This window comes from Ketobacter sp., assembly GCF_003671495.1.
GTDB lineage: Bacteria > Pseudomonadota > Gammaproteobacteria > Pseudomonadales > Ketobacteraceae > Ketobacter.
The window spans coordinates 93,725-117,909 of the sequence record NZ_RCHN01000034.1 but is presented as its reverse complement, the minus strand read 5'-3'; the positions used below and the strand labels follow the sequence as shown (position 1 = coordinate 117,909).

Sequence of the window (24,185 nt, the reverse complement as noted above, 5' to 3'; positions counted from 1 at the left end):
CGCTGTAATGCTGTGTCGCGGCATTGTAGTTATATCAAGCGGGCGTATTATGGAGTTACAACAATAAGAAACGCAGTAGGTGGTCCTCTATGAAAGCTGTAACACTCGTGATTCTGGTTTCCGCACTGGTCGTAATTCTTGTTCGTGGCGCATTCAATCTCCTGATTTCTCCTTTTTTATCCGCGGTTTGCGAGGCGGATTAGCCCTTGTGGGCCCAGTTCCTGGGCCCCGTTTTTTCTTAGTACCCTCTGTTATGAAGCCCGGTATTTGATATGCTTTTGATCATACTTTTGATCAAGGTTGACTGCATTTATGGGCCTGACCGATTCCACCAGCCTGGTGAATCAGTACCTGGACGCCTGTTGGCTGGAACGGGGACTCAGTGACAACACCCTCAATTCCTATCGGCAGGACCTCATGGCCTACGCCAAATGGTTGGACGCGCAAGGGGAAATCAACATACTCAAGGCGTCCCACGGGGATCTGAACCGCTATCTGGCCCATCGCTATGAGCAGCAGTTCAATGCCCGCTCTACTGCCCGCTTCCTGTCTGCGGTGCGGGGACTGTATCAGTATTGCCTGCGGGAATCCCTGGTAGCGGTGGACCCCACCCTGCGGGTTGAAATGCCCAAATTGGGCAAACCCCTCCCCAAAACCCTGAGTGAAGCGGACGTGGAAGCCCTGTTGGCGGCGCCGGATCTGGAACAGCCCATCGGCTTGCGGGACAAGGCCATGCTGGAGTTGCTATACGCCTGTGGACTGCGGGTTAGCGAGCTGGTGTCGCTGACCACCTACGATCTCAACCTGCGCCAAGGGGTGATTCGCCTGATGGGCAAAGGCAGCAAGGAACGCCTGGTGCCCATGGGGGAGGAGGCGATCCGCTGGTTGCTGCAATACGCAAAGGAAGCCCGGCCGGAGCTGCTGCGCAACCCCGAAAGCGACGTCCTTTTCCCCAGCAACCGCGGTGACCAGATGACGCGGCAAACGTTTTGGCATCGGATCAAGCATTATGTCACGCTGGCGGGCGTGCAGGCGGCGGTGTCTCCACACACGCTGCGTCATGCTTTTGCCACCCATTTGCTGAATCATGGGGCGGATCTGCGGGTGGTGCAGTTACTGCTTGGACACAGCGATCTGTCCACCACCCAGATCTACACCCATGTGGCCCGGCATCGGTTGCAGGAGCTGCATCGGGAGCACCACCCCAGGGGGTGACCCTGTCCGGTGGGGTATTTTCATTACCCCTGGCTGGAACTTGTGGTCTATCTTGGGTCTAATGAAGCTGAAACCCAGCGCGACGAAACCCAGTACAGAGAGATGTGAATGTTTAAAGTAATGATGATGGTCGTCACCGTGGCGTTGTCACTGCCGGCGACCCTGTGGGCTGCAACCGATCAGGAAGTGATCAAAGGCACCTTTTCCATACGCTTTCCCCAAGTGCAGATCAGCAAGATCGAGAAAACCGCGGTGAACGGGATCTACCAGGTGGAGACCAGCAGCGGCGAGTTGCTCTATGTGTCAGGGGACAGCAAATACATCTTCACCGGGGATCTGCTGGATATCGGTGGCAATGCGACGGTCAATCTGAGCGAAAATTACCGCAGTCACCAACGGGTGGATGCCCTGAACAGCCTGCAGGATGCCGATCTGGTGGTGTATCCGGCGAAAGACGAAAAAAGCGAGGTGCTGGTATTCACCGACACCAGTTGTGGTTACTGCCGCAAGTTCCACACCGAAGTGGCCCAGATGAACCAGCTGGGGATCACGGTGAAATACGTAGCCTGGCCCCGCTATGGCCTGCAGTCGCCGGCCGGGCAGACCATGGTGAACGTCTGGTGCGCCAACGACCGCACCGATGCCATGACCAAAGCCAAATCCAATGAGTCTGTCGCGGCGCCCGCGGGCAAGGTTTGTGAGCAGAATACCATCCAGGACCAGATCAACCTCGGTCAGCAGATCGGGGTGCGAGGCACTCCTGCCGTGTACTCTATGGATGGGCGCCAACTGGGTGGTTACATGAAAGCAGGGCAGTTGGCCCAGCAGCTGGGAATCCAGTAAACACCCGGGGGCCTGCGTTGCCCCTTCCCGGGTGAGCGGGGCGCTGCCGCTCACCCAAAACCCTCCCTGCCTCCATTGACGATTCCCTGCCACATCAGTATTGTTCACACTCTTTGCTTCCCAGCTCCAAGTTAGTAACCATTTACACTCCATCGAAGGTGTTCTGTGACCGAATTTTCCCGAATCAAGCGGCTGCCGCCCTATGTGTTCAACATCGTCGGCGAGTTGAAGAAGCAGGCGCGCGCCCGCGGGGAAGACATCATCGATTTCGGCATGGGCAATCCGGATCAACCCACCCCCCAGCACATCGTCAATAAGCTGGTGGAGACGGTGCAGCGGGGGGATACCCACCGTTACTCCCAGTCCAAGGGCATTCCGCGTCTGCGCAAGGCGATCTGTGACTGGTATCAGCGCCGCTACGATGTGGCGCTGGACCCGGTGGAAGAGGCCATTGTCACCATCGGCTCCAAAGAAGGGCTGGCGCACCTGGCCCTGGCCACCATGAGCACAGGGGATACGGTTCTGGTGCCCAATCCGTCGTATCCGATCCACCCTTACGGGTTCGTCATTGCCGGCGCGGATATACGCCATGTTTCCATGCGGCCGGATGTGGATTTTTTTGAAGAGCTGGAAAAGGCGATCCGTGAAAGCTGGCCCAAGCCGAAAATGCTGGTGCTGAATTTCCCGGGGAACCCCACGGCTCAATGTGTTGATCTGGCGTTCTTTGAGCGGGCAGTGGAGATCTGCCGGGAGAACCATATCTGGCTGGTGCACGACCTGGCCTATGCGGACATCGTCTTTGACGGCTATCAGGCGCCTTCGGTGATGCAGGTGCCCGGCGCCAAAGACATTGCCGTTGAGTTTTTTAGTTTGTCGAAAAGTTATAATATGCCCGGCTGGCGCGTGGGCTTCTGTGTTGGCAACCCCACCCTGATCGGGGCGCTGGCCCGCATCAAGTCCTATATGGATTACGGCACCTTCACCCCGATTCAGGTGGCCGCCATCAGCGCCCTGGAAGGGGATCAGCAGTGTGTGGCGGAGATCCGGGACATGTACCAGCGCCGGCGGGACGTGCTCTGCGAAGGGCTGAATGCCATCGGCTGGCCGGTAGCGTATCCCAAAGCCACCATGTTTGTGTGGGCGCAGATTCCCGAGAAGTTCCGGGCTCTGGGCTCGCTGGAATTCAGTAAGCTGTTGTTGCAGGAAGCCAAAGTCGCGGTTTCGCCGGGGCTGGGTTTCGGAGAATACGGGGACGATCATGTGCGCTTTGCACTGATTGAGAATGAGCAGCGTATCCGGCAGGCGGTGCGGGGCATCAAGCGCCTGATGCAGTCGGCTTAACGTATAAATATAAATGAAGAGGTAAGTCAGTTGAAACCGGTTAACGTGGGTATCGTCGGTCTGGGCACCGTAGGAAGTGGAACCTTCAACGTGCTGTATCGCAACGCGGAAGATATTGCCCGCCGGGCGGGGCGTGACATCGTGGTGACCCATGTGGGTGCCCGGCGTGACAACCCCAATGCGGATACCAGCGGCGTCACCGTATCCCGCGACATTTTCGCGGTGGTGAACGACCCCAGCGTGGACATCCTGGTGGAGTTGATCGGTGGCACTACCGTCGCGTTTGAACTGGTGATGAAAGCCATCGAGAACGGCAAGCATATTGTCACGGCCAACAAGGCATTGATCGCCGAGCACGGTAACGAGATTTTTGCCGCGGCCCAGGAAAAGGGCGTCAATGTGGCGTTCGAAGCCGCGGTGGCCGGTGGTATTCCCATTATCAAAGCCATTCGTGAAGGCCTGTCTGCGAACCGCATCGACTGGGTGGCCGGCATCATCAATGGCACCGGTAACTTCATCCTGACCGAGATGGCCGAGAAAGGCCGCGATTTTGATGACGTGCTGAAAGAAGCCCAGGCGCTGGGTTATGCCGAAGCGGACCCCACCTTCGATGTGGAAGGCATCGACGCCGCCCACAAACTGACGATACTGGCTTCCATCGCCTTTGGTATTCCCCTGCAATTCCCCAAAATCTACACCGAAGGCATCACCCGGATCACCCGGGAAGACGTGTCCTACGCGGAAGAGCTGGGATATCGCATCAAACATCTGGGTGTAACCCGCCAGACGGAAAATGGGGTGGAACTGCGGGTGCATCCCACTTTGATTCCGGAAAGCCGCCTCATCGCCAACGTCAACGGCGTAATGAACGCGGTAATGGTGCAGAGTGACGCAGTGGGCCCGACCCTGTATTACGGCCCTGGTGCTGGCTCTGAACCGACGGCTTCGGCCGTGGTGGCGGACGTGGTGGACGTGGCCCGGGCCCTGACCACCGACCCCAACAACCGGGTGCCGCACCTGGCGTTCCAGGCGGATACCCTGTCCGACACCCCGATTCTGCCCATCGAAGACGTGGTGACCGGGTTCTACCTGCGTATGCATGTGAAGGATCAACCGGGCGTCCTGGCCAAGATCGCCGCTGCCCTGAGCGATTCGGACATCAATATTGAAGCCATCATCCAGAAAGACCAGGCGGATGAAAGCAGCCCGGTGCCGTTGATCATGATCGTGCGTCAGGTAGTGGAAAGCAAAATGAATAATGCGCTGGATAAGATCCGGGCCCTGGATGTGCTGGCAGACGACGTGGTGCGCATCCGGCTGGAAACCCTGGACTGCTGACCTGCGCCCCGAAATTTTAATGAGAGAATGTGTGGAACTGAATCATGAGTAAACGCTACACCGGACTGATTGATAACTATCGTGACTATCTGCCTGTTCAAGACGATACCCGTTTGATCAGTCTGGGCGAGGGCAAAACCCCGTTAATCCGCCTCAACAATATTCCGCGCCTGATCGGCAAGAACGTGGATTTCTACGTCAAGTACGAAGGCCTGAACCCCACGGGTTCCTTTAAGGACCGGGGCATGACCATGGCGGTGACCAAAGCAGTGGAAGAGGGCAGCAAAGCCATTATCTGCGCCTCCACCGGCAACACCTCCGCCGCCGCCGCTGCCTATGCCGCCCGTGCCGGGATCACGGCTTTTGTGTTGATTCCTGAAGGCAAGATCGCCATGGGCAAGCTGGCCCAGGCCATGATGTACGGCGCCGTTACCCTGCAGATCCGCGGCAACTTTGATGAAGGCATGCAGTTGGTGAAAGAAGTGGCTGCAGAAGCGCCGGTCACCATCGTGAATTCCATCAACCCCTTCCGCTTGCAGGGCCAGAAAACCGCGGCCTTTGAAATTGTGGAAGAGCTGGGTGCGGCCCCGGATTACCACTGTCTGCCGGTGGGCAATGCAGGGAACATCACGGCCCACTGGATGGGGTACACCGAATTCCACAAGGCCGGCATCTCCAACAGCCTGCCGAAAATGGTGGGTTATCAAGCCGCCGGCGCTGCCCCCTTCATGCGGGGTACCATGGTGGACAACCCGGAAACTGTGGCCACAGCGATCCGCATCGGACATCCCCAGAGCTGGGATAAAGCCTGGAATGTGCAGAAAGAATCCGGTGGCTGGTTCGATGAGCTGAGCGACCAGGAAATCCTGCAAACCCAGCGTCTGCTGGCGCAAAATGAAGGGGTGTTCTGTGAACCGGCTTCAGCGGCCTCCCTGGGGGGCGCCATTCGGGATGTGAAGAGTGGCAAAATCCCCGAAGGCAGCAAGATCGTCTGTACCCTCACCGGCAACGGCCTGAAAGACCCGGATACCGCCATTTCCCAATGCCAGAACGCCATCATGGAAACCATCGACGCCAAGCTGGCTTCCGTGAAGGAAAGCATTCTGCGGAACATGCAGTAACCTGCCCTGGGGGGAGAGAACACCTCCCCCCGGATTCCTGCCATGAAACAGATCAAACGCCGTAGCGCAACCACACCCCCGCAGTTTTCCTCTGAGATTCCCACCCTATTGCAGCGCATCTATGCCCATCGCGGTCTGTTGGCCGACAGCGATGTGGATCTGGCACTGAAAAACCTGTTGCCGGCCGCGGAATTGAAAGGCCTGGATGCCGCCTTGGATTTGCTGGTGGAGGCATTGGAGCAGCGACACAAGATCCTGGTGGTGGGGGATTTCGATGCCGATGGGGCCACCAGCAGTGCCTTGAGCGTACTGGCATTGCGTCGCCTGGGGGCGGCTGCGGTGGACTATCTGGTACCCAACCGTTTTGAGTACGGCTATGGCCTCACCCCTGAAATCGTGGCGGTGGCGCAACAGCAAGGCCCGGATCTGATCATGACGGTGGACAACGGCATCTCCAGTATTGAGGGGGTGCAGGCGGCCCGTGCCGCTGGCATCAAGGTCCTGGTGACGGACCACCACCTGCCGGGCCATCAATTGCCGCCGGCGGATGCCATCGTCAACCCCAATCAGCCCGGGTGTCCGTTCCCCAGCAAGAACCTGGCGGGGGTGGGCGTGGCGTTTTACCTGATGACGGCCCTGCGCACCCGGCTCAAGCAGTTGAACTGGTTCGAACGCCAGGGAATCAGTGAACCCAACATGGCGGATTACCTGGATATTGTGGCCCTGGGGACGGTGGCGGATGTGGTGCCCCTGGACCGCAATAACCGGATTCTGGTGCAGCACGGCCTGGCCCGCATGCGGGCAGGGCGCTGTCGCCCCGGTATCAAGGCGCTGGTGGAGGTGGCCAAGCGCCGCCTGTCCGGGCTGGTGGCCTCGGATCTGGGTTTTGCCGTGGGGCCGCGCTTGAACGCAGCCGGTCGGCTGACGGACATGTCCAAAGGCATTGAATGCCTGTTGCAGGAGGACCCCCGGCTGGCGGCCCGCTACGCTGCCGAACTGGATCAGCTCAATCATGAGCGCAAGGGCATTGAGGGGGACATGCAGCAACAGGCCCTCACCGCCCTTAAGCAACTGCACCTGGGCAAAGACGCGGATCTGCCCTGGGGCCTCTGCATCTACAAGCGGGACTGGCACCAGGGGGTGATCGGCATACTGGCGTCCCGCATCAAGGAACGCTTCCATCGCCCCACCATCGCCTTTGCCCCGGCGGATGGTGGTGAAATCAAGGGGTCAGCCCGCTCCATACCCGGCTTTCATATTCGGGACGCCCTGGACGCGGTGGCCAGCCGGCACCCCGGCCTCATCGTGAAATTCGGTGGCCACGCCATGGCCGCAGGGCTCAGCATCCGCGAGGAAAATCTACCGGCGTTCCAACAGGCCTTCGATGCTGAAGCCCGGCGGGTGCTGGTGTTGGAGGACCTGACCGGGGAGCTGCACAGTGACGGCGAGCTGTCTGAGCCGGAAATCGATCTGCCGGTGGCCCGCCTGTTGCGGGAAGCAGGGCCCTGGGGCCAGGGCTTTCCGGAACCTTTGTTTGATGGCTGCTTCGAGCTGCTGGATCAACGGATCGTGGGTGAAAAACACCTGAAACTGTCCATTGGTCTGCCCTCCAGCAAGCGCGTGGTGGACGCCATCGCCTTTAACGTGGATCTGGAGAAGTGGCCCAATCACAACCTCAAACAGGTCTACCTGGCTTACCGGCTGGATGTGAACGAGTTTCGGGGCGTGCAGAATGCTCAGCTGATGGTGGAGCACCTGGAGCCGGTGGCCAGCGGGAATGCCCCCAGGGGGCGTTGACCGGTTCAAATGTGCGACGCTAAACACGGGTTTTGTGGGAAATTACCAAAACCATAAAAAGAGTAGGAACTTTTTCACAATCTGCCATTTGCAGCCTGTTCAATTCGCGAACAGCACTTACACTGACTAAGGTAACAGTTTGTAACGAAAGTCTGTGCTTTGTAACAACACGCGAAAGGATTGCAAAAATGAATAAGCTGGTCAGTATTCGTAGTTTTTTGGTTGTCATCCTGGGGCTGGTATCCACCCTGTCTTCAGCCCGTACCATCAGTGACCTGGACGCCGTGCACAAGGCGGCAGAACAGCGCACTCTGGTGATGCGCATCGCCCGGGATCATGTGCAAATGGCAGCCAATGTGGATTACCAGGCCGCGAAAGCGGATCTGGAGTCCAGTCTGGAAGCCTTCGAACTGCTGTTGGGCCAGTTGGAGCATAATTCCCCCAATTCGACGATCAATCAGCGGGTGATGGACATCAAACAGCAATGGCTGTCGTTCCGCAGTACCGCTTTGGCCAGCCCCGATGCGGATTCCGTCTTGACCCTGATTGAAGAAAGCAACGAGCTGTTGCTGAGCACCGACATTCTGATGCGCGATTGGCAGGCCCGCCTGCCGCACCACTATGGCCATCGCATCGACCTGGCGCAGCAACAAAGCATGCTGTCCGAACGTATCAATCTGCTGTACCTGGCCAAGTACATCGACGTTAATGCCGACTGGATTGAAGAGGAGATGGGGCACACTGTCGCGGCCTATGAAGCCGGTATGGCCGAGCTGCGCATGGACTCCCAGGATGCTGCAGTGGACCCTCTGATCGTGTCGCAACTGTCCAGCAACTGGGAATACGCCAAACTGGGCCTGGAACAGTTTTCCAACGGCAAGTATGTGCCGGTGGTGATGAGCGTGACCCTGACCAGCATGATTCAGCAGACCAATACCCTGGCGGACGCCTATCATATTCGTGACCGCATCGCCATGAACGGTGGACGGGTACTGGCAGAATCCAGCCTGGCGGCGAACATCGCCCACTGATTCCGCACCGGTTTCCTCAGCAAAACAAAAAGCCCCGCCATGGATGAGCGGGGCTTTTTGTTTGTTGCACTAGTGGTGTGCTGCGGCAGGGTGTTTGGAGCGTGCAGGGCGTTGAACTAACGGCCTTTGAACACCGCTTCCCGACGTTCCACGAAGGAGTTGACCCCTTCCGCTGCATCCTCGCTCTGCATCACCGGCTTCAGGTCCGCCATGAACTGCTTGACGCAGGCATCCTGGTCGTGAGGGTTTGCGGCGCTGAAGCGGGTGGCCTTCAATACGCCCTGAACCCCCAGCGGGGCGGCCTTGGCCACGCTGGTGGCGATTTCCATGGCTTTGTTGAATTGCTCGCCGGGTTCCACCAGCTCCTGGATCATGCCCCAGCGATAGGCTTCTTCGGCGCTCCAGCGTTCACCGGTCAGCAACACCCGTTGGGCGTTGCCCCAACCGGCTTCCACGGGCAGGCGCAGGGTGGCACCGCCACAGGGATACAGGCCCCGTTGCACTTCCAGCATCTGGAATTGGGTGTCGCGGGCGGCCACACGGATTTCAGTGTTCAGCAGTATTTCCACACCCCAGGTGAAGCAGTAACCCTGCACGGCAATGATCACCGGCTTGCTGTGACGATCACCGGTCAGGCCCATGGGGTCGATCTCATCGGGGCCCACCGGGAAGGCATTGCCACTGCCGAAAATGGGTGCCCATTTATCCAGCTCCACGCCGGCGGTGAAATGCTTGCCTTCTGCATAGAGTACGGCAACCCGCAGCTCCGGGTCATCGTTCAGGCGTTTCAGTGCCTTGCCCATGTCATGGTACATCTCCGGTGACAAGGCGTTGTACTTCTCCGCACGGTTGATGCGAATCAGCAGAATGTGTCCCTCAGTTGTGGTCTCTATGTGTGCCATAGCGTCCTCGTGTCAGTTGTCGTTATTGGATCAGAAAAATTCGTTCTGCATGGTGCGGCAGGTGTCGTCAGCGTTCTGCAGCAGGGTGCTCCAGTGCTGGATTTTGGGCAGCTCCCAGCGGAAGAAGAAGCGGCAGGCGTGCAGTTTGCCTTGATAGAATCCAGAGCTTGAGCCGGTCTGCAGGCCTTTCATCGCTGCGCTAGCTTGCCACAGCCAGAGCCAGGCCACAACGACGTGGCCGGCCAGGCTTAAAAAGGCGGAGGCGTTGGCCAGGCCGATGTCCGGCCCTGCTTTTTGTAGCTGGCTACCCAGGTTCTGGATGGTGGTCTGCATCAGCTGCAGCGCTGCCTGCAATTGCTCACAGTACTCATTCAGCTCGGCAAATTCTGCGGCCTGCTGCAAGGTGTTATTGATTTCACCCAACAGGGTCTGCAGCCCCAGGCTGCCGGACTGCCACAGTTTGCGCCCCAGCAGGTCCATGGCCTGGATGCCATGGGTGCCTTCGTGAATGGGGTTCAGGCGATTGTCGCGATAGAACTGCTCCACCGGGTATTCCCGGATGTAACCGGCTCCCCCCAGGATCTGGATGGCCAGGGAGTTGGCCTTGGGGCCGAATTCAGACGGCCAGGATTTGACGATGGGGGTCAGCAGGTCCAGCAGTTCCTGCAGCGGTTTGCGCTGCTGCGGGTCGTTGCAGATATCGATGCGGTCGATCAGGTGATTGGCATACAGACACAGGGCGATCGCCGCCTCGGCATAGGCCTTCTGGGCCAGCAGCATGCGTTTTACATCGGCGTGCTCAATGATGGCAATGGGCGGCGAGGCCGGGTCCTTGTTGCTGGGGTGGCGCCCCTGGGGACGCTCCCGGGCATAATTCAGGGATTCCACATAACCCCGATAACCGATCACAGCGGCACCCAGGCCCACACCCACCCGGGCTTCGTTCATCATCATGAACATGTATTTCAGGCCCTGGTGGGGCTCGCCGATCAGGTAGCCCACACATTGGTTTTGCTCACCGAAATTGAGCACGGTGGAAGTGGTGCCGCGATAACCCATCTTGTGCAGCAGGCCCGCCAGCTGGACGTCGTTGCGCTGCCGGGGGCGGCCCTGTTCGTCCACCTGCCATTTGGGTACCAGGAACAGGGAGATGCCCTTCACGCCGGTGGGGGCCCCTTTGATCTTGGCCAGCACCAGATGCACGATATTGTCGGTGATGTCCTGATCCCCACCGGAGATGTACATCTTGTTGCCCTTCACCAGGTAGTGCCCCTGATCGGTGGGGGTGGCAGTGGTTTTGATGTCCGCCAGGGACGAACCGGTGTCCGGCTCCGTCAGCGCCATGGTGCCCGCCGCCTGACCGCTGCGCAGCAGGGGCAGATAGGTGTTTTTCAGTTCTTCGCTGGCAAAATGCTGGATTAAATTGGAGGCGGCCAGGGTCAGGAACGGATAAGCGGAGCTGGAAGGATTGGCGGCGGTGACGTAGCCGGTGCAGGCGGCGGCCACCACGTGGGGCAATTGCATGCCTCCGTCTTCAAAGTCCAGCCGCGCCGTGAGCAACCCGGCGTTGACAAAATGATGGAAGGCCGCTTTGACTTCGGGAATGGTGTGCACCTTCTCCCCGTCAAACCAGGGCTCTTTTGCGTCCGCCAATTGGTTGTGGGGGGCGAAGTATTTCTCCGCCACCTGCTCCGCGGTGTCCAGGGTCTGGCTAAAGGTTTCGCGATTGTGATCGGAGTAGCGGGGGCTCTTCAGCAGACTTTCTGTGTCCAGCATTTCATAGAGGCAGAATTCCAGATCCTGGCGTGATAACAGGGGCATGTGTTCCTCCCGGCGTTGGTCGGTTTGAATGGGGCGTAGCTCGGCGCTGATCAGCAGGCCGTTTCACAGGCCGACTCGAATTAATTGTAGGAAAAAGGGGGATCATATTTGCATTGTCCTGTGGAGTGTGTAATTGTCATTTATGACTAATTCAAGGCTAAATTCGACAGTTATGATCAAAGTACGCATTCTCGGGTTCGACTACGCTTTTGCCACCGCCATCACGGGTGTCATTGACCTGCTCTCCACTGCAGGCACCGCCTGGAACTATTTTGCCGGCCGCAATATGGAGCCCAAGTTCGACGTGCAACTGGCGACCCGTGAGGGCCGCGCCATCCGTTGCCTGAACAATATCGTGATTCAGGCGCACTGCGGATTTGAGCAGATTGGTGCAGCGGATGTGATCCTGGTGCCGTCCATCGGTGGTGACGTGGACAAAGCCCTGGACACCAACCGCGATCTGATTGAGGTGCTGAAAGCATACGCCAGTGGGGGCACCCAGATCATCAGCAATTGCACCGGAGCGTTCTTTCTGGCCGAGGCGGGTATTCTGGATGGCCGCAAAGCCACTACCCATTGGGCCCATGCTGAGCGTTTCAAAGCCCGTTACCCCGGTGTGCAACTGGTGCCGGAGCAGTTGATCACCACCGACGGCCAGGTGTTCTGTTCCGGTGGCGGCACTGCCTGGTTTGATATGGCGTTGTATCTGATCGAACTGTACATCGACCATGAAACCGCCATCGAATCCGCCAAGGCCATGGTGCTGGACACCGGGCGCCATTCCCAATTGAGTTACTTTGCCACCCATCACAATAAGTATCACAGTGATGAAACCGTCAAGGCGGTGCAGGAGTGGATCGACGAGCACTATGCGGAGGATTTCTCCCTGGCCTGGTTGGCAGAGCAGTATGCCATGAGCCCCCGCACCCTCATCCGCCGCTTCAAAACCGCTACCGGGGAGTCGCCACTGGCGTACCTGCAAACCGTACGCATCGAGGTGGCCAAGAAGTTCCTGGAAGTCAGCGCCCAGACCATCGCCGAGATTACCCAGCGGGTGGGCTACGAAGACGTATCGTCTTTCTCCAAGATGTTCAAGCGCAAGGTGGGGCTGTCACCGCGGGAATATCGTGGCCGGTTCAGCAAAGCCACCCTATAGTCAGGGTACAGGCACCCGCGCCATTTTGTTTATCCGATGGAGTGGTGTTGGGCTATAGTTAGTGCGTATCGTTTTGATTGGGGCTTCAATGTTCACCGTATCCAGCGCTGGGGCGCTGCGCTACTGCTTGGTGTTTGTGTGGGTGCTGATGGGGCACTGCGCACTGGCGACGGCCGCGCTTAACATCACTGATCCTGACTTCGAGTCCGTGCCCATCGGCGGTGATCATGTGAAGATCGAGTATTGGCGGGATGCCCATGGCGGATTGGCGCTGGAGGATGTCCGTCGCGGCAGTGGGTGGGCGCCCTGGCACGGTGGAATACCGCACTTCGGCTTTGACGCTGCCGCTTACTGGCTGCGATTTTCCCTCACCAATGCGACCCGCTCCGACATTGATGGCATTCTGGATGTGGCGTTTGCCTCGCTGGATAGCATCGAAATTTTTGTCATACCCGGATTGTCACAGCAGGATTCCCGGCACTCTATCCGGCACTATGTGATGGGGGATCGCCTGCCGTTTTCCCAACGCCCCATTCTGAATCGCTATTTCTCGGTGCCGCTTCCGCTGCTGGCCAACGCCAGAACCGAAGTGATCTTACGGGTGCAATCCGATAACACCCTGATGCTGCCCATGACCCTTTACCAGCGCCCGGCCTTCTATCAACAGCGGCAGCGGGAACTGATGGGCCATGGCCTGTACTTCGGCGTGCTGCTGGTGATGGTGTTGTACAACCTGTTTATTTATCTGAGCGTGCGGCATACCGCGTATTTGTACTATGCCGGGTCGGTGGTGGGGGTGGCATTGTTTATGGCGGCCCTGGAAGGGGTGGGCTTCCAGTACCTGTGGCCTGCGTTCCCGTCCATGAACCAATGGATGCTGTTGGTGAGCGTGGGGTTGTACGGCGTCTGCGCCATGGCGTTCACCCAATCCCTCCTGCATCTGCGTTCGGCCAATCCCCGCTGCAATCAATCGGTGCTGATACTGGCGGTGGCCTTTGCCTTTGCTGGTGTCAGTGTGTTTTGGGTGCCGTTCCAGTGGGCCGCATTGCTCTGTGCCGCCGTTTGTGTGGCCAGCGCCGTAGTGGGGGTGATGGTGGGGATAACGACTTTGCGGCGCGGGCAGATCGAAGCCCGCTACCATATTCTGGCCAATCTGGTGATATTGGTGGGTGGACTGGTGTTCCTGGCCCACAAGCAGGGGTGGCTGCCGCTCACCCGGTTGACCGATAACGTACTGCAGATCGGCTTTATGTTTCTGGTGGTGTTGTTTTCCTTCGCTCTGGCGGATCGCATCAACCAGGAACGGCGCCAGCGTTTTGCGGCCCGTCGCCAGGCGCTGCGCAATGAACAGCGGGCCCATGATGAGCATGAACGGTTTTTGCAGGCGGAATACGAGGCCAAAGTGCATGAGCTGAATGCCCAGCAGCGATTATTTGAAGAGCAGGCGGAAAGCCGTGCCAAGAGCGAGTTTCTCGCCACCATGAGTCATGAGATCCGGACCCCCATGAACGGCGTGCTGGGAATGGCGGATCTGCTCACGGACACCCGGCTGGACCCGCAGCAGAAACAATACCTGGATGTTATTCGCAAGTCGGGCAAGGCCTTACTCAAAACCATCAATGACATCCTCGATTACTCGAAGATCTCTGCCGGCAAAATGGAGTTGGAGATCATTGAACTGAACATGGTTTCCCTGTGTGAAGAGGTGGCGTCTGAATTTCTGGCACGAGCCAAACGCAAGCAACTGGAATTCTATGTGACCCTGGCACCGGAACTTCCCTCCGGAGTGCGCGGTGACCCCACCCGGCTCAAGCAGATCCTGCGTAACCTGCTGAACAATGCGTTCAAATTCACCCAACAGGGGCGGGTGCGTTTGCATGTCAGGCTGGAACGGGAGACCGAGAACCCGGAGCAGCGACGCCTGGTCTTTGAGGTTCAGGACACAGGGACAGGCATTGCAGCGGATAAATTGGACACGCTGTTCAAGCCCTTTGTGGAGGAGGAGGTGTCCTATACCCGGCAGGCTGGGGGAACCGGATTGGGGCTCACCATCAGTCAATATCTGGCAGGGTTGATGAACGGCGAAATCCAGGTGGAGAGTGTCCCCGGGTGGGGCAGTTGCTTCCGGCTGGTGGTGGCCTGCGAGGCCGACCCGGGGCCGCTCCTGGGGCATAAGCTGCCACAATCCCTGCGGGGCCAGCGTATTCTGATGACCGGTGGCGCCCATCAGTACCAAGAAGACATGGCAGAATTCCTCCGCTACTGTGGCGCCCTGGTACAGGTGGAAACCCGCACCGAAACGGCCCTCAACCGGCTGCAGGTTCTTGCAGAACCGGCGTTCGACCTGGCCATTGTCGACCTGGCCTTCGCCAAACGGGTGCAGCACAGTGGTCTGACCGAGCTTGCCCCCATGTTGTGCCTGACGCCCTTTGGCTGGGCCCCAGTGGGGGAGGAACTCGACCAGTTCATCAGCTGGCACTGGATGACCCGGCCCCTGGTGATTCAGCAGGTTCACCCCATTGTTGTGGGCCTGATTCAGGGTACCCATCAAACGGTGGCCCCAAAGCCATTATCCCCCAGGTCCAGCGTTGGACGTTTTGAAGGGCGGCGCGTGCTGGTGGCTGAGGATAATCACGTCAACCAGTTGGTGGTGTCCAAGATGCTGGACAAACTGGGGGTTGCCCACGATCTGGTGTCCCACGGGCGGGAGGCGCTGGAACGCCTGACCCGGGACTACCAGGCCTATGATCTGGTGCTGATGGACTGTGAGATGCCGGTGATGGACGGATTCGATGCTACCCGGGGCTTCCGACAGCAGGAATCCAAGCTGCATCGGGCCCACAAGCCGGTGATCGCCCTTACGGCCCATGTGCTGCAGGAGGAGCGCCAGAAAGCCCGCAATGCCGGGATGGATGAGGTGCTCAGCAAACCCCTGGAATTCCGGGCTCTGGAAGCGCTGATGGAGCGATATTTCACGGCAACCGGTAAAGCTGTTTAGATTGGCTGGATACTGGGTCCATTGCCCGGTAAAATACGCGCCTTTCGACCTCAATAGCGTATTTTCCCGGAAAGCCGAAGCCCATGGAAATCAATCCAATACTCAATAAAATCAAAGACCTTCAAACGCGCGGTGACGCGTTGAGGGGGTATCTTTGACTTCGATCTGAAATGTGAACGTTTGGATGAAGTCAATCGCGAACTGGAAGACCCCAACATTTGGAACGACCCGGAGCGGGCCCAGGAGTTGGGGCGGGAGCGGGTCTCCCTCGATCAAACCGTTACCATACTGAAGAATCTCAAATCCGGTGTCATTGATCTGGCGGAATTGCTGGAGATGGCCGTGGAAGAGAACGACGAAGCCTCGGTGCAGGAAGTGGAAACCGAGCTGGACAAGCTGGAAGCGGATGTGGCCCGTCTGGAGTTCCTGCGCATGTTCTCCGGCCAGATGGACGCCAACAATTGTTATCTCGACATCCAGGCCGGCTCTGGCGGCACCGAAGCCCAGGACTGGGCCAATATCCTGCTGCGCATGTACCTGCGTTGGGGCGAGCGTTCCGGCTTCAAAACCGAGTTGATTGAAGTCTCCGATGGGGAAGTGGCGGGCATCAAAAGTGCCACTATCCATTTTCAGGGCGAATACGCCTACGGTTGGCTGAAGACCGAAACCGGTGTGCACCGACTGGTGCGTAAATCCCCCTTTGATTCCGGTAACCGCCGCCATACTTCGTTTGCCTCCGTATTCGTTTCGCCGGAGATCGACGACAACATCGACATCGAGATCAACCCGGCGGATCTGCGCATCGACGTCTATCGCGCCAGCGGTGCCGGTGGTCAGCACGTAAACCGGACCGAATCGGCGGTGCGCATCACGCACCTGCCCTCGGGCATCGTCACCCAGTGCCAGAACGATCGTTCCCAGCACAAAAACAAAGATCAGGCCATGAAACAGTTGCGGGCGAAACTGTACGAAATGGAAATCCAGAAACAGAACGCGGAAAAGCAAGCCATGGAGGACGCCAAGTCCGACATCGGCTGGGGCAGCCAGATCCGTTCATATGTACTGGACCAGTCCCGCATCAAGGACCTGCGCACCGGTGTGGAAAGCTCCAACCCCAACGCCGTGCTGGATGGGGATCTGGATCAGTTTATCGAAGCCAGTTTGAAAGCTGGGCTGTAACCAATTTAAGGCATCACCATGACAGACAAGCAAAAGCAAGCACCTGTGGAGCAGGATGAAAACAAACTCATCGCCGAGCGTCGGGCCAAACTGGCCAGCAAGCGGGAGAAAGGGAATGCCTTCCCCAACGGGTTCCGCCGTGAGCATTATTGCGGTGACCTGCAGGCAGCCTATGGCGACAAAACCAAACCGGAGCTGGAAGAACTGGCGGTGCCGGTGAAGGTGGCGGGTCGCGTCATGTTGAACCGCGGCGCCTTCATCGTGATTCAGGATATGAGTGGCCGTATCCAGTTGTATGTGGATCGTAAAAGCCTGGCCAAAGACGTATTGGACGATATCAAAACCTGGGATCTGGGTGACATCGTAGGCGTTACCGGCACCCTGCAGAAATCCGGCAAAGGGGATCTGTATGTGCACATTGAAACCTGCGAGCACCTGGTAAAATCCCTGCGCCCGCTACCAGACAAGCACAAGGGGCTGGCGGACCAGGAGATGCGCTATCGCCAGCGCTATGTGGATCTGATTGTGAACGAAGACGTGCGCGAAACCTTCCGCGTGCGTTCTGCCGTGGTGGAAGGCATTCGTGACTATCTGCGTACCCGCGGCTACCTGGAAGTGGAAACCCCCATGATGCAGGTGATTCCCGGTGGTGCTTCGGCGCGTCCGTTTGTGACCTTCCACAACTCCCTGGATATGGAACTGTTCCTGCGTATCGCCCCGGAACTGTACCTGAAGCGACTGGTGGTGGGTGGTTTCGAGCGTGTGTTCGAAATCAACCGCAACTTCCGCAACGAAGGCCTCTCCACTCGCCATAACCCGGAATTCACCATGGTGGAGTTCTATCAGGCCTACGCTGATTACAAAGACCTGATGGATCTCACCGAGGACATGCTGCGCACCATCGCCCTGGACGTGCTGGGCAAAACCGACGTGGAATACCAGGGTGAAACCTATGACTTTGGTTCGCCGTTCACCCGTATGTCGGTGTTTGATTCCATCCTGCATTACAATCCGGATCTGACCGCCGCGGATCTGCAAACCATCGAAGCGGCGACCGCCGTGTGCAAGAAGCTCAACATCGATGTCAAACCCAGCTACGGTCTGGGCAAACTGCAGATCGAGATCTTTGAGGAAACGGTGGAGCACCGATTGAAGAACCCCACCTTCATCACCGAATACCCTACAGAAGTGTCTCCGTTGGCCCGTCGCAGCGACGCCAACCCCTTTGTGACCGACCGCTTCGAGTTTTTTGTGGGCGGGCGTGAGCTGGCCAATGGCTTTTCGGAACTGAATGACCCCGAAGATCAGGCTGAGCGCTTCCGCAAGCAGGTGGAGGAGAAAGACGCCGGTGACGATGAAGCCATGCACTTCGACGCGGACTACATCGCGGCGCTGGAGTACGGTATGCCGCCCACCGCCGGGGAAGGCATCGGCATTGACCGTCTGGTGATGTTGTTCACTGACTCGCCTTCCATTCGCGATGTCATCCTGTTCCCCCATATGCGTCCCCAGGGTTAACCACGGCTCGCCTGCGGGCTTTGCCGAGCACTCTCCTGACCTTTTTCTGCTACCCTTAAGGCATGAGAGAGCTCCGGCAAAACCCGCTTATACCCGCCATCCTCACCCAGTTGCGTCGTAACCTGCACACCGCGCCAGCGACGCCTTTCGGCATTCACCACCTGTTGGCCAGCCTGTCCCGGCACCCTTGTCTGGCGGCGCTGGATGATCGCAGTGAGCTCAGTCTGTTCAAGAAAAACTTCCTGTTGATGAACGGCCTGTATCAACTGCAGGGCTCATTGTGGGATGAAGAGCAACTGCGGCTACAGATCGCCCCCTTGGATATACGCCTTCACAGTGCGCAGCCGACACAATCAAGCCAACGTCTTCCAGAGCCAGAGGATCCCATGCGGGAATACTATCTGGACTGGGGCCACTATCATGAGACCACTCGAGAGGATGTGGTGGCGCTGTTGCAAGGGTTCTGGCGCCGACTGGACCGCGGGGAACGCCGGCAGGCCCTGGTCACACTGGCGTTGGGGGAGGGGGCCTCTGCCACGGACATCAAGCAGCGCTATCAACGGCTGGCCCGCCAGCATCATCCGGACCGGGGGGGCGATCAGGCCCGCTTTATGGAAATCCGGGCAGCGTATGAGCTGTTGCGGCCCTGAAGGGCGCCTGCCACCCCAATTCATATCAGCAGGCGCGTTTAGCAGGCATAAAAAAAGCAGGCTCAGGAGCCTGCTTTTCTGGATCTGATTCTAGAAGACTAGATTAGATCGCAACGATGTTCTCAGCCTGAGGACCTTTCTGGCCCTGAGTTACTGTGAACTGAACGCGCTGACCTTCAGTCAGGGTACGGAAACCGGAACCTTGAATAGCGCTGAAGTGTGCGAACACGTCGGGGCCGTTATCCTGTTCGATGAAGCCGAAACCTTTGCTTTCGTTGAACCATTTAACGGTACCAGTAGTAGTTGACATAGTCTTATCCTATTTAAACATTTCTAGATTTGCCTTATCAGGGCGGTTTAGCTGAGAAGAGATGGTGTTACTTATGATTAAAAGGACGAGGTTCTACTGATGGGACTTCGTAACGATTGAACATAAATATCTAGCCGTACTTTCCTAGCTACCGTTGAGCATATACGGATTAGGGGGAATGTCAACGATTCAATTCAGGGGCAGGGCAGCACTCCAGTGGTGCATATATGAAAGTGCTGTAACATAGGCAGAAATACGATAGCAATCAACAGGATGAGCGCACCATGAAGGGTCTTGAAAACCCCTATGACCAGCTTGGCAGTCGCGTGCTGACGGCGTCCGGGTTGAATATGCAGGCCGTGTTCCCGGTGGATGCCCTGCCGCACGCCCTGCGCCAGTCTCTGGCAGGCTTCCTGGACGACGATGCGGACACCGGTTCATTGTTGCTGTTGGGCAATGGCGGTGCTGATTTCTGGCGGGCCTTACCCCCTGACTCATGGGTCCACCCTGATCCATTGGATCATCGTTCACAGCAGGTGGCCATCGCCTATCTGGAACAGGCCTATCCCGGGCGGCGATATCGCGTGCTTTACCCTTCCAGCCTGGCCGTAGGGTTGCAGCAGCTGGGCCGGCTAGCGGGATGGCACGGGGATTCGCCTCTCAAATTGGGAATCAATCCGGTCTTTGGGTTGTGGTACGCCTATAGGGCCCTAATGTGGGTGGAGGGGGCACTGCCGGTGACGACGTCCCCGGTGTTCGATTCACCCTGTGGCCAGTGTGTCAGCCGCGAATGTATCCAGCACTGTCCGGCGGACGCGCTGTCGGATTCCAGCCGCTACCTGCAGCGCTGTGTCGATTACCGCCTGGCGGCTGAGTCCGCTTGTCAATCCAATTGTCTGGCGCGCCTGCATTGCCCGGTGGCACCCGAGCAGCGTTATTGCGCAGAGCAGATCCGTTATCACTACGCCCAGTCCTACGAAACGCTGGTGCGTTGGCGCCAATGAGGGCTTTTTGTTTCATTGCCCCAACGCTGTTAAAATGGACCAAATTCCGCGGGCTCGCGGTAATTGCGAGGTTTGATGTGACTTCCCCAGTTGTTTCAGGCGTCGAAAATTCATTGATTGAAAGAGAGGAATGAGTATGGAGATCCAGAAAGGCCGGGTAGTCGGAATGCATTACACATTGCGCAATGAAGAAGGTGAAATCATTGACACCTCGGAAGGGCGTGAGCCGCTGATGTTCCTGCAGGGGTTTGGCAACATCATCCCCGGTTTGGAATCTGAGCTGGAAGGCAAGCAACTGGGTGATGCACTGGACGTGGTGGTGGAGCCGGAAAACGGCTACGGTGTGCGTCACGAGCAGTTGATCCAGAAGGTGCCCCGCGAAGCGTTCCAGGTGGACGAGCTTCAGGTAGGTATGCAATTCCAGGCGCAAACCGAGCAAGGTCCGGTTCCGATCCGTGTGGTCGAGATCGAAGGCCAGGAAGTGACAATTGACGGCAATCATGAACTGGCGGGCGTACGTCTGCACTTTTCCGTCAGCATTGAGTCTGTGCGGGACGCTTCTGAAGAGGAGCTGGCTCACGGCCACGTGCACTGATCCATTGCCCTGAGTGTTGAAAAAGCCCGGCCATTGCGTCGGGCTTTTTTGTGCTGACAGCAGCAACTCATAATCCTCAGTTATAGCCTTAGAGAAACATGCTCTAGCGAAACGCCCCGCCTCAACCTTCGTTATCTCATTCAGAATCTATACTCACAAGATCCACCTGCGGTTCTCGCCGCTCTTATTTTACCGGGCAAAGTCCGCAGTGCAGGTTGTGCAAAGCAGTACCGTAAGTATTAATTGAATTGGTGTAGTGTTATGAGTGCGCGGGCAAAAGCGCTGCTGCTGTGCGCTTGGGTGTGGTCGCAACCGGTCTGGTCCTTGGACTGGTGTGGCACACTGCTAATCATCCCCGGACAGATCCAGTCCAACTTCATGATTGTGGATGGGGTACTGCGTGGGTACGGCCTGTTTGTGCCGCGGAACGTAAAACAGGACATGCCGTTGATTCTGGATTTTCATGGCTTCGGTTCCAATCATCGGCTGGAGGCGCAGAATTCCTGCTGGCGCTCGCTAGCGGAAAGAGAAGGAGCGGTCGTGGCCTATCCCCAGGGGCGTCATCTGGTGCCGGCCTGGGCGTCCGGTGACTATTGCTGCCCTGGCGGTGATGCAGGCGACGCGGCATTTGCGCGGATGTTGGCGTCCTGTTTAAGCCGGAACCTTGCCAAGGTGCTGGGCACCACACCGGATGCCGGTAAAGTCTACGCCGTGGGGTTATCCAACGGTGGAGCCATGGCCGGACGCCTGGCCTGCGAGTCATCGGACGTTTTTTCCGGTGTGGCGGTCACCTCGCAGAGCTTCCCGTTCAGAGACGTGGGGCAGTGTCGGCAGGTAAGCGCAGATGGTACAGACAAGCCGGCAGTACCGGTAGTGGAAGCCAGGGGCACGATGGATGTGATTGTGCCCTATGTGTATAGCTGGGGCTTTTCTGTTCCGGCCCGGCACAGTGTGGAGCGCTGGCGTCGTGCCATGGGATGTCTGGATCAACCGGTATTTGAAGACCTCTGCGATCGGCCCGGCAGCGGCCCGGATTGCGAGTTCGGCCACAGCGGGTGCCAAAGCTACTATCAGTGTGAGCACAACGCAGTAGTGTCGCAATGCACGTTAATCGATGGTCACCTGCTTTATAAAAATAACCACGATTACAGCCCCTGCGACGATGCCTGGTTTGAATTCCAACGCTATCATCTGGTCAAACCCCGGTGGCTTCAATATAGTAGGGAGCACTGATTCTCTCAGGGTGTTCCGTTTTGTTGCAACGTTCCCGTAATCTGGTGGCGGCCCTGGCGCCGTTCGGACTGATTCTGGCATTGGCGATCTGGTCCATGTCTCCGCTGGGAATGTCGTTGGAACAACGCCTGGGCCTGGATGTGCTATTCAAAATTCGCGGCGCCGAACCGCCACCGGACAGCGTAGTGGTGGTGGCGATCACGCGCAACAGTGCTCGGGCCTTGGGGTTGTCGGAGAAACTGTACCAATGGTCCCGCCAGTCCCACGGGGATCTGGTGCAGCATCTGGCGCAAGCGGGCGCGCGTCATATTGTGTTCGACGTGTTTTTCGAAACCGGGCGTGAACCTCAGGGTGATGACGCTTTCCGCCGCAGCATCGCCAGGGCCGGTAATGTGCTGCTATTCTCCCGTTCGGAAAAAGAGCAGGTAGCCGGCGTTACCAAAGAAACCTTTATCGATCCCTATACCCCCTTTCAACAAGCTGCGCTGGACACTGCGCCACTGATTCTGCCCAAGGTGCCGGCGCGGGTCAGTCGATTTTTTCTGCGCCATCCTTCCTTTTCCAATGTGCCGACGCTACCGGCCCGGGTCTGGCTATTGCAACAGAGTGATCCGGCAGCGGCAGAGCAACGGCTCCTGGCCATGCGGCCGGACCCGCTGTTGAATCTCTTTGGCCCGCCGCGCACCATCACCACACTGGAGTTTTCTGACATCATCAATCAGGTGCCCGCGGCCCTCAATCAGGTGCGGGGGAAAACCGTGTTTGTCGGGTACTCGGCAGAGGATCAGCCGGATCAGCGGGATGGTTTCTATACCTCGTTCACCAGCGGAGAGGGATTGGATCTGGGGGGCGTGGAGCTGGCGGCCACCGCCTATGCCAATCTGGTTACCGATACCTGGCTGCGGGAATGGCTGCCATGGAAGAATGGGCTCCTGGTGCTGTTGGTGGGGGCCATCAGTTATGTGCTGGCACGCTTTACTGCACCGTTGTTGGCGGCATTGTGCGTGGGTGGGGTGGCGAGTGCGATGACCCTGATGATCTGTTTGGCGTTCTCTCGCTTGCACCTCTGGTTGCCCTGGTTTCACACGGTGGTGTTGGCCGTGCCCTTGTGTGGTGGCCTGGGTATGTGGTTGCGCAGTCGGGAATTGTTCAGTCAGAAGCAACGCCTGCAATGGGCGTTTGGCAAATACCTGCCCCGAGATGAACTGGAGCGCCTGGTGTCCCAACAAGGTTTGCCGGCCGTGCGCGATTATCACAATAGTGTGTGTATGGTGACGGACGCAGAGGGGTATTCACGGCTATCGGAGACGCTGACCCCGGTGGCGTTGGCGGAATTGATGCAGTCCTACTACCAGGCGATTATTCCCCCCATTCGCCGTTCTGGCGGCATCATATCCGATGTGGCCGGCGACGGGGTCATTGCCCTGTGGTTGCATCTGGAGCGTCACACTGCATGGCGCACGTTGCAACCGGTGGTGGAGGAAATCAATCGCAATATCGAACAATTCAACGCACAACATGAAGGCAAGGCGTTGCCCACCCGGCTGGGTATTCATTGTGGTGAAATCGCCATGGGCCATTTTGGGGCCATGGACCATCACGAATTCCGGGCTATGGGGGACATTATCAATACCACGTCACGCTTGGAAGGCGCTAACAAGCAGCTGGGAACCAAAGTGCTGGTCAGTGAATCCTGCCTGGATGTGGAGGATGATACCCTGCGCTACCTTGGGCGCTTTCAGTTTGTGGGCAAGCAGACACCTTTGCGTATCTTCACTCTCAAACAAAACCCTGACCCGGTGTTGCTAAAGCAATATCAATTGGCGGTCATGAAGTTGGAAGCCGGTCATCAGGCAGCGGCTGAAAAGCTGTTTGAATCCATTGTGCGTTATTATCCTGAGGACGGCCCCACACAATTTGTTGTGCAAAATATAAGCAAGGTTGGCGAGCAGGGTATCATTCCGTTTTCGTCAAAATAGTTTTTGCCAAATTGGTTCGTTTCTCTCCGGTAATATTCACAGCTGCCTAGATTTGGATAACGAAAGCCATCACAATGGGCCAGGGTTTTAAGAGTGTGGCTGACTTCCCTGCCGGTTGGGGAACCTCTCAGAATACCTTTCGCCGAACTTCTTT

At 57.8% G+C, this 24,185-nt stretch carries 19 protein-coding genes; 16 read left to right on the top strand and 3 right to left on the bottom strand.

Going from position 1 to position 24,185, the window contains the following annotated elements; genetic code table 11:
* Nucleotides 1-312: 312 nt before the first annotated feature.
* From xerD to D9N14_RS16765, 7 genes are all read left to right on the top strand, one after another.
* Nucleotides 313-1,215, top strand: a complete 903-nt coding sequence (gene xerD, locus D9N14_RS16795; RefSeq protein WP_290581827.1) for a site-specific tyrosine recombinase XerD — start codon at nt 313-315, stop codon at nt 1,213-1,215.
* A 108-nt stretch (nt 1,216-1,323) separates the two neighbouring features.
* Nucleotides 1,324-2,058 (top strand): DsbC family protein, encoded by a 735-nt coding sequence (locus D9N14_RS16790; RefSeq protein ID WP_290581825.1) that lies wholly within the window; start codon nt 1,324-1,326, stop codon nt 2,056-2,058.
* Between the two features lie 165 nt (nt 2,059-2,223).
* Nucleotides 2,224-3,399, top strand: a complete 1,176-nt coding sequence (gene alaC / locus D9N14_RS16785; RefSeq protein WP_290581824.1) for an alanine transaminase — start codon at nt 2,224-2,226, stop codon at nt 3,397-3,399.
* A 30-nt stretch (nt 3,400-3,429) separates the two neighbouring features.
* On the top strand, nt 3,430-4,737 hold the full coding sequence (locus D9N14_RS16780; protein WP_290581823.1) for a homoserine dehydrogenase: 1,308 nt from the start codon (nt 3,430-3,432) through the stop codon (nt 4,735-4,737).
* Nucleotides 4,738-4,781: 44 nt separating this feature from the next.
* On the top strand, nt 4,782-5,858 hold the full coding sequence (gene thrC / locus D9N14_RS16775; protein WP_290581822.1) for a threonine synthase: 1,077 nt from the start codon (nt 4,782-4,784) through the stop codon (nt 5,856-5,858).
* Nucleotides 5,859-5,900: 42 nt separating this feature from the next.
* Complete coding sequence (recJ, locus tag D9N14_RS16770; RefSeq protein ID WP_290581821.1) at nt 5,901-7,655, top strand: single-stranded-DNA-specific exonuclease RecJ; 1,755 nt, start codon at nt 5,901-5,903, stop codon at nt 7,653-7,655.
* A 188-nt stretch (nt 7,656-7,843) separates the two neighbouring features.
* A complete protein-coding gene (locus D9N14_RS16765) occupies nt 7,844-8,686 on the top strand; it encodes a hypothetical protein (RefSeq protein WP_290581820.1) in 843 nt (280 codons plus the stop codon).
* A gap of 116 nt (nt 8,687-8,802) precedes the next feature.
* On the opposite strand, the gene D9N14_RS16760 is transcribed toward D9N14_RS16765, so the two are convergent.
* Both D9N14_RS16760 and D9N14_RS16755 read right to left on the bottom strand, forming a co-directional pair.
* Entirely contained in the window at nt 8,803-9,588 is a 786-nt protein-coding gene (locus tag D9N14_RS16760) for a crotonase/enoyl-CoA hydratase family protein (RefSeq protein ID WP_290581819.1), read from the bottom strand.
* Nucleotides 9,589-9,618: 30 nt separating this feature from the next.
* Nucleotides 9,619-11,409, bottom strand: coding sequence for an acyl-CoA dehydrogenase (locus tag D9N14_RS16755; RefSeq protein WP_290581818.1), 1,791 nt, complete (start codon nt 11,407-11,409; stop codon nt 9,619-9,621).
* Nucleotides 11,410-11,581: 172 nt separating this feature from the next.
* On the opposite strand from D9N14_RS16755, the gene D9N14_RS16750 reads away from it, so the two are divergent.
* The 5 genes from D9N14_RS16750 to D9N14_RS16730 all read left to right on the top strand — a co-directional run bounded on the left by D9N14_RS16750 (nt 11,582) and on the right by D9N14_RS16730 (nt 18,910).
* Nucleotides 11,582-12,565, top strand: a complete 984-nt coding sequence (locus D9N14_RS16750) for a GlxA family transcriptional regulator (RefSeq protein ID WP_290581817.1) — start codon at nt 11,582-11,584, stop codon at nt 12,563-12,565.
* Between the two features lie 88 nt (nt 12,566-12,653).
* A complete protein-coding gene (locus tag D9N14_RS16745; RefSeq protein ID WP_290581816.1) occupies nt 12,654-15,563 on the top strand; it encodes a hybrid sensor histidine kinase/response regulator in 2,910 nt (969 codons plus the stop codon).
* An 83-nt stretch (nt 15,564-15,646) separates the two neighbouring features.
* A protein-coding gene (gene prfB, locus D9N14_RS16740; RefSeq protein ID WP_290581815.1) for a peptide chain release factor 2 occupies nt 15,647-16,742 on the top strand; the annotation gives its coding sequence in 2 pieces (ribosomal slippage) (nt 15,647-15,718 and nt 15,720-16,742; 1,095 coding nt in all).
* Between the two features lie 18 nt (nt 16,743-16,760).
* Nucleotides 16,761-18,260 (top strand): lysine--tRNA ligase, encoded by a 1,500-nt coding sequence (gene lysS, locus D9N14_RS16735; RefSeq protein WP_290581814.1) that lies wholly within the window; start codon nt 16,761-16,763, stop codon nt 18,258-18,260.
* Nucleotides 18,261-18,322: 62 nt separating this feature from the next.
* On the top strand, nt 18,323-18,910 hold the full coding sequence (locus D9N14_RS16730; RefSeq protein WP_290581813.1) for a DNA-J related domain-containing protein: 588 nt from the start codon (nt 18,323-18,325) through the stop codon (nt 18,908-18,910).
* A gap of 103 nt (nt 18,911-19,013) precedes the next feature.
* Here D9N14_RS16730 and D9N14_RS16725 read toward each other — a convergent pair whose 3' ends face one another.
* Nucleotides 19,014-19,220: a cold-shock protein gene (locus D9N14_RS16725; protein WP_101893162.1), complete on the bottom strand. Its 207-nt coding sequence runs from the start codon at nt 19,218-19,220 to the stop codon at nt 19,014-19,016.
* Nucleotides 19,221-19,504: 284 nt separating this feature from the next.
* Here D9N14_RS16725 and D9N14_RS16720 point away from each other — a divergent pair, with 284 nt between their 5' ends.
* The 4 genes from D9N14_RS16720 (at nt 19,505) to D9N14_RS16705 (ending at nt 24,031) form a co-directional block, all read left to right on the top strand.
* Complete coding sequence (locus D9N14_RS16720; RefSeq protein ID WP_290581812.1) at nt 19,505-20,224, top strand: hypothetical protein; 720 nt, start codon at nt 19,505-19,507, stop codon at nt 20,222-20,224.
* Between the two features lie 136 nt (nt 20,225-20,360).
* Nucleotides 20,361-20,819 carry a peptidylprolyl isomerase gene (locus D9N14_RS16715; protein WP_290581935.1) on the top strand — a complete coding sequence of 153 codons (459 nt, stop codon included), beginning with the start codon at nt 20,361-20,363 and terminating at the stop codon, nt 20,817-20,819.
* A gap of 261 nt (nt 20,820-21,080) precedes the next feature.
* On the top strand, nt 21,081-22,052 hold the full coding sequence (locus tag D9N14_RS16710; RefSeq protein ID WP_290581811.1) for an alpha/beta hydrolase family esterase: 972 nt from the start codon (nt 21,081-21,083) through the stop codon (nt 22,050-22,052).
* A gap of 20 nt (nt 22,053-22,072) precedes the next feature.
* Nucleotides 22,073-24,031, top strand: a complete 1,959-nt coding sequence (locus D9N14_RS16705; protein ID WP_290581809.1) for a CHASE2 domain-containing protein — start codon at nt 22,073-22,075, stop codon at nt 24,029-24,031.
* The last annotated feature ends 154 nt before the right edge of the window (nt 24,032-24,185 follow it).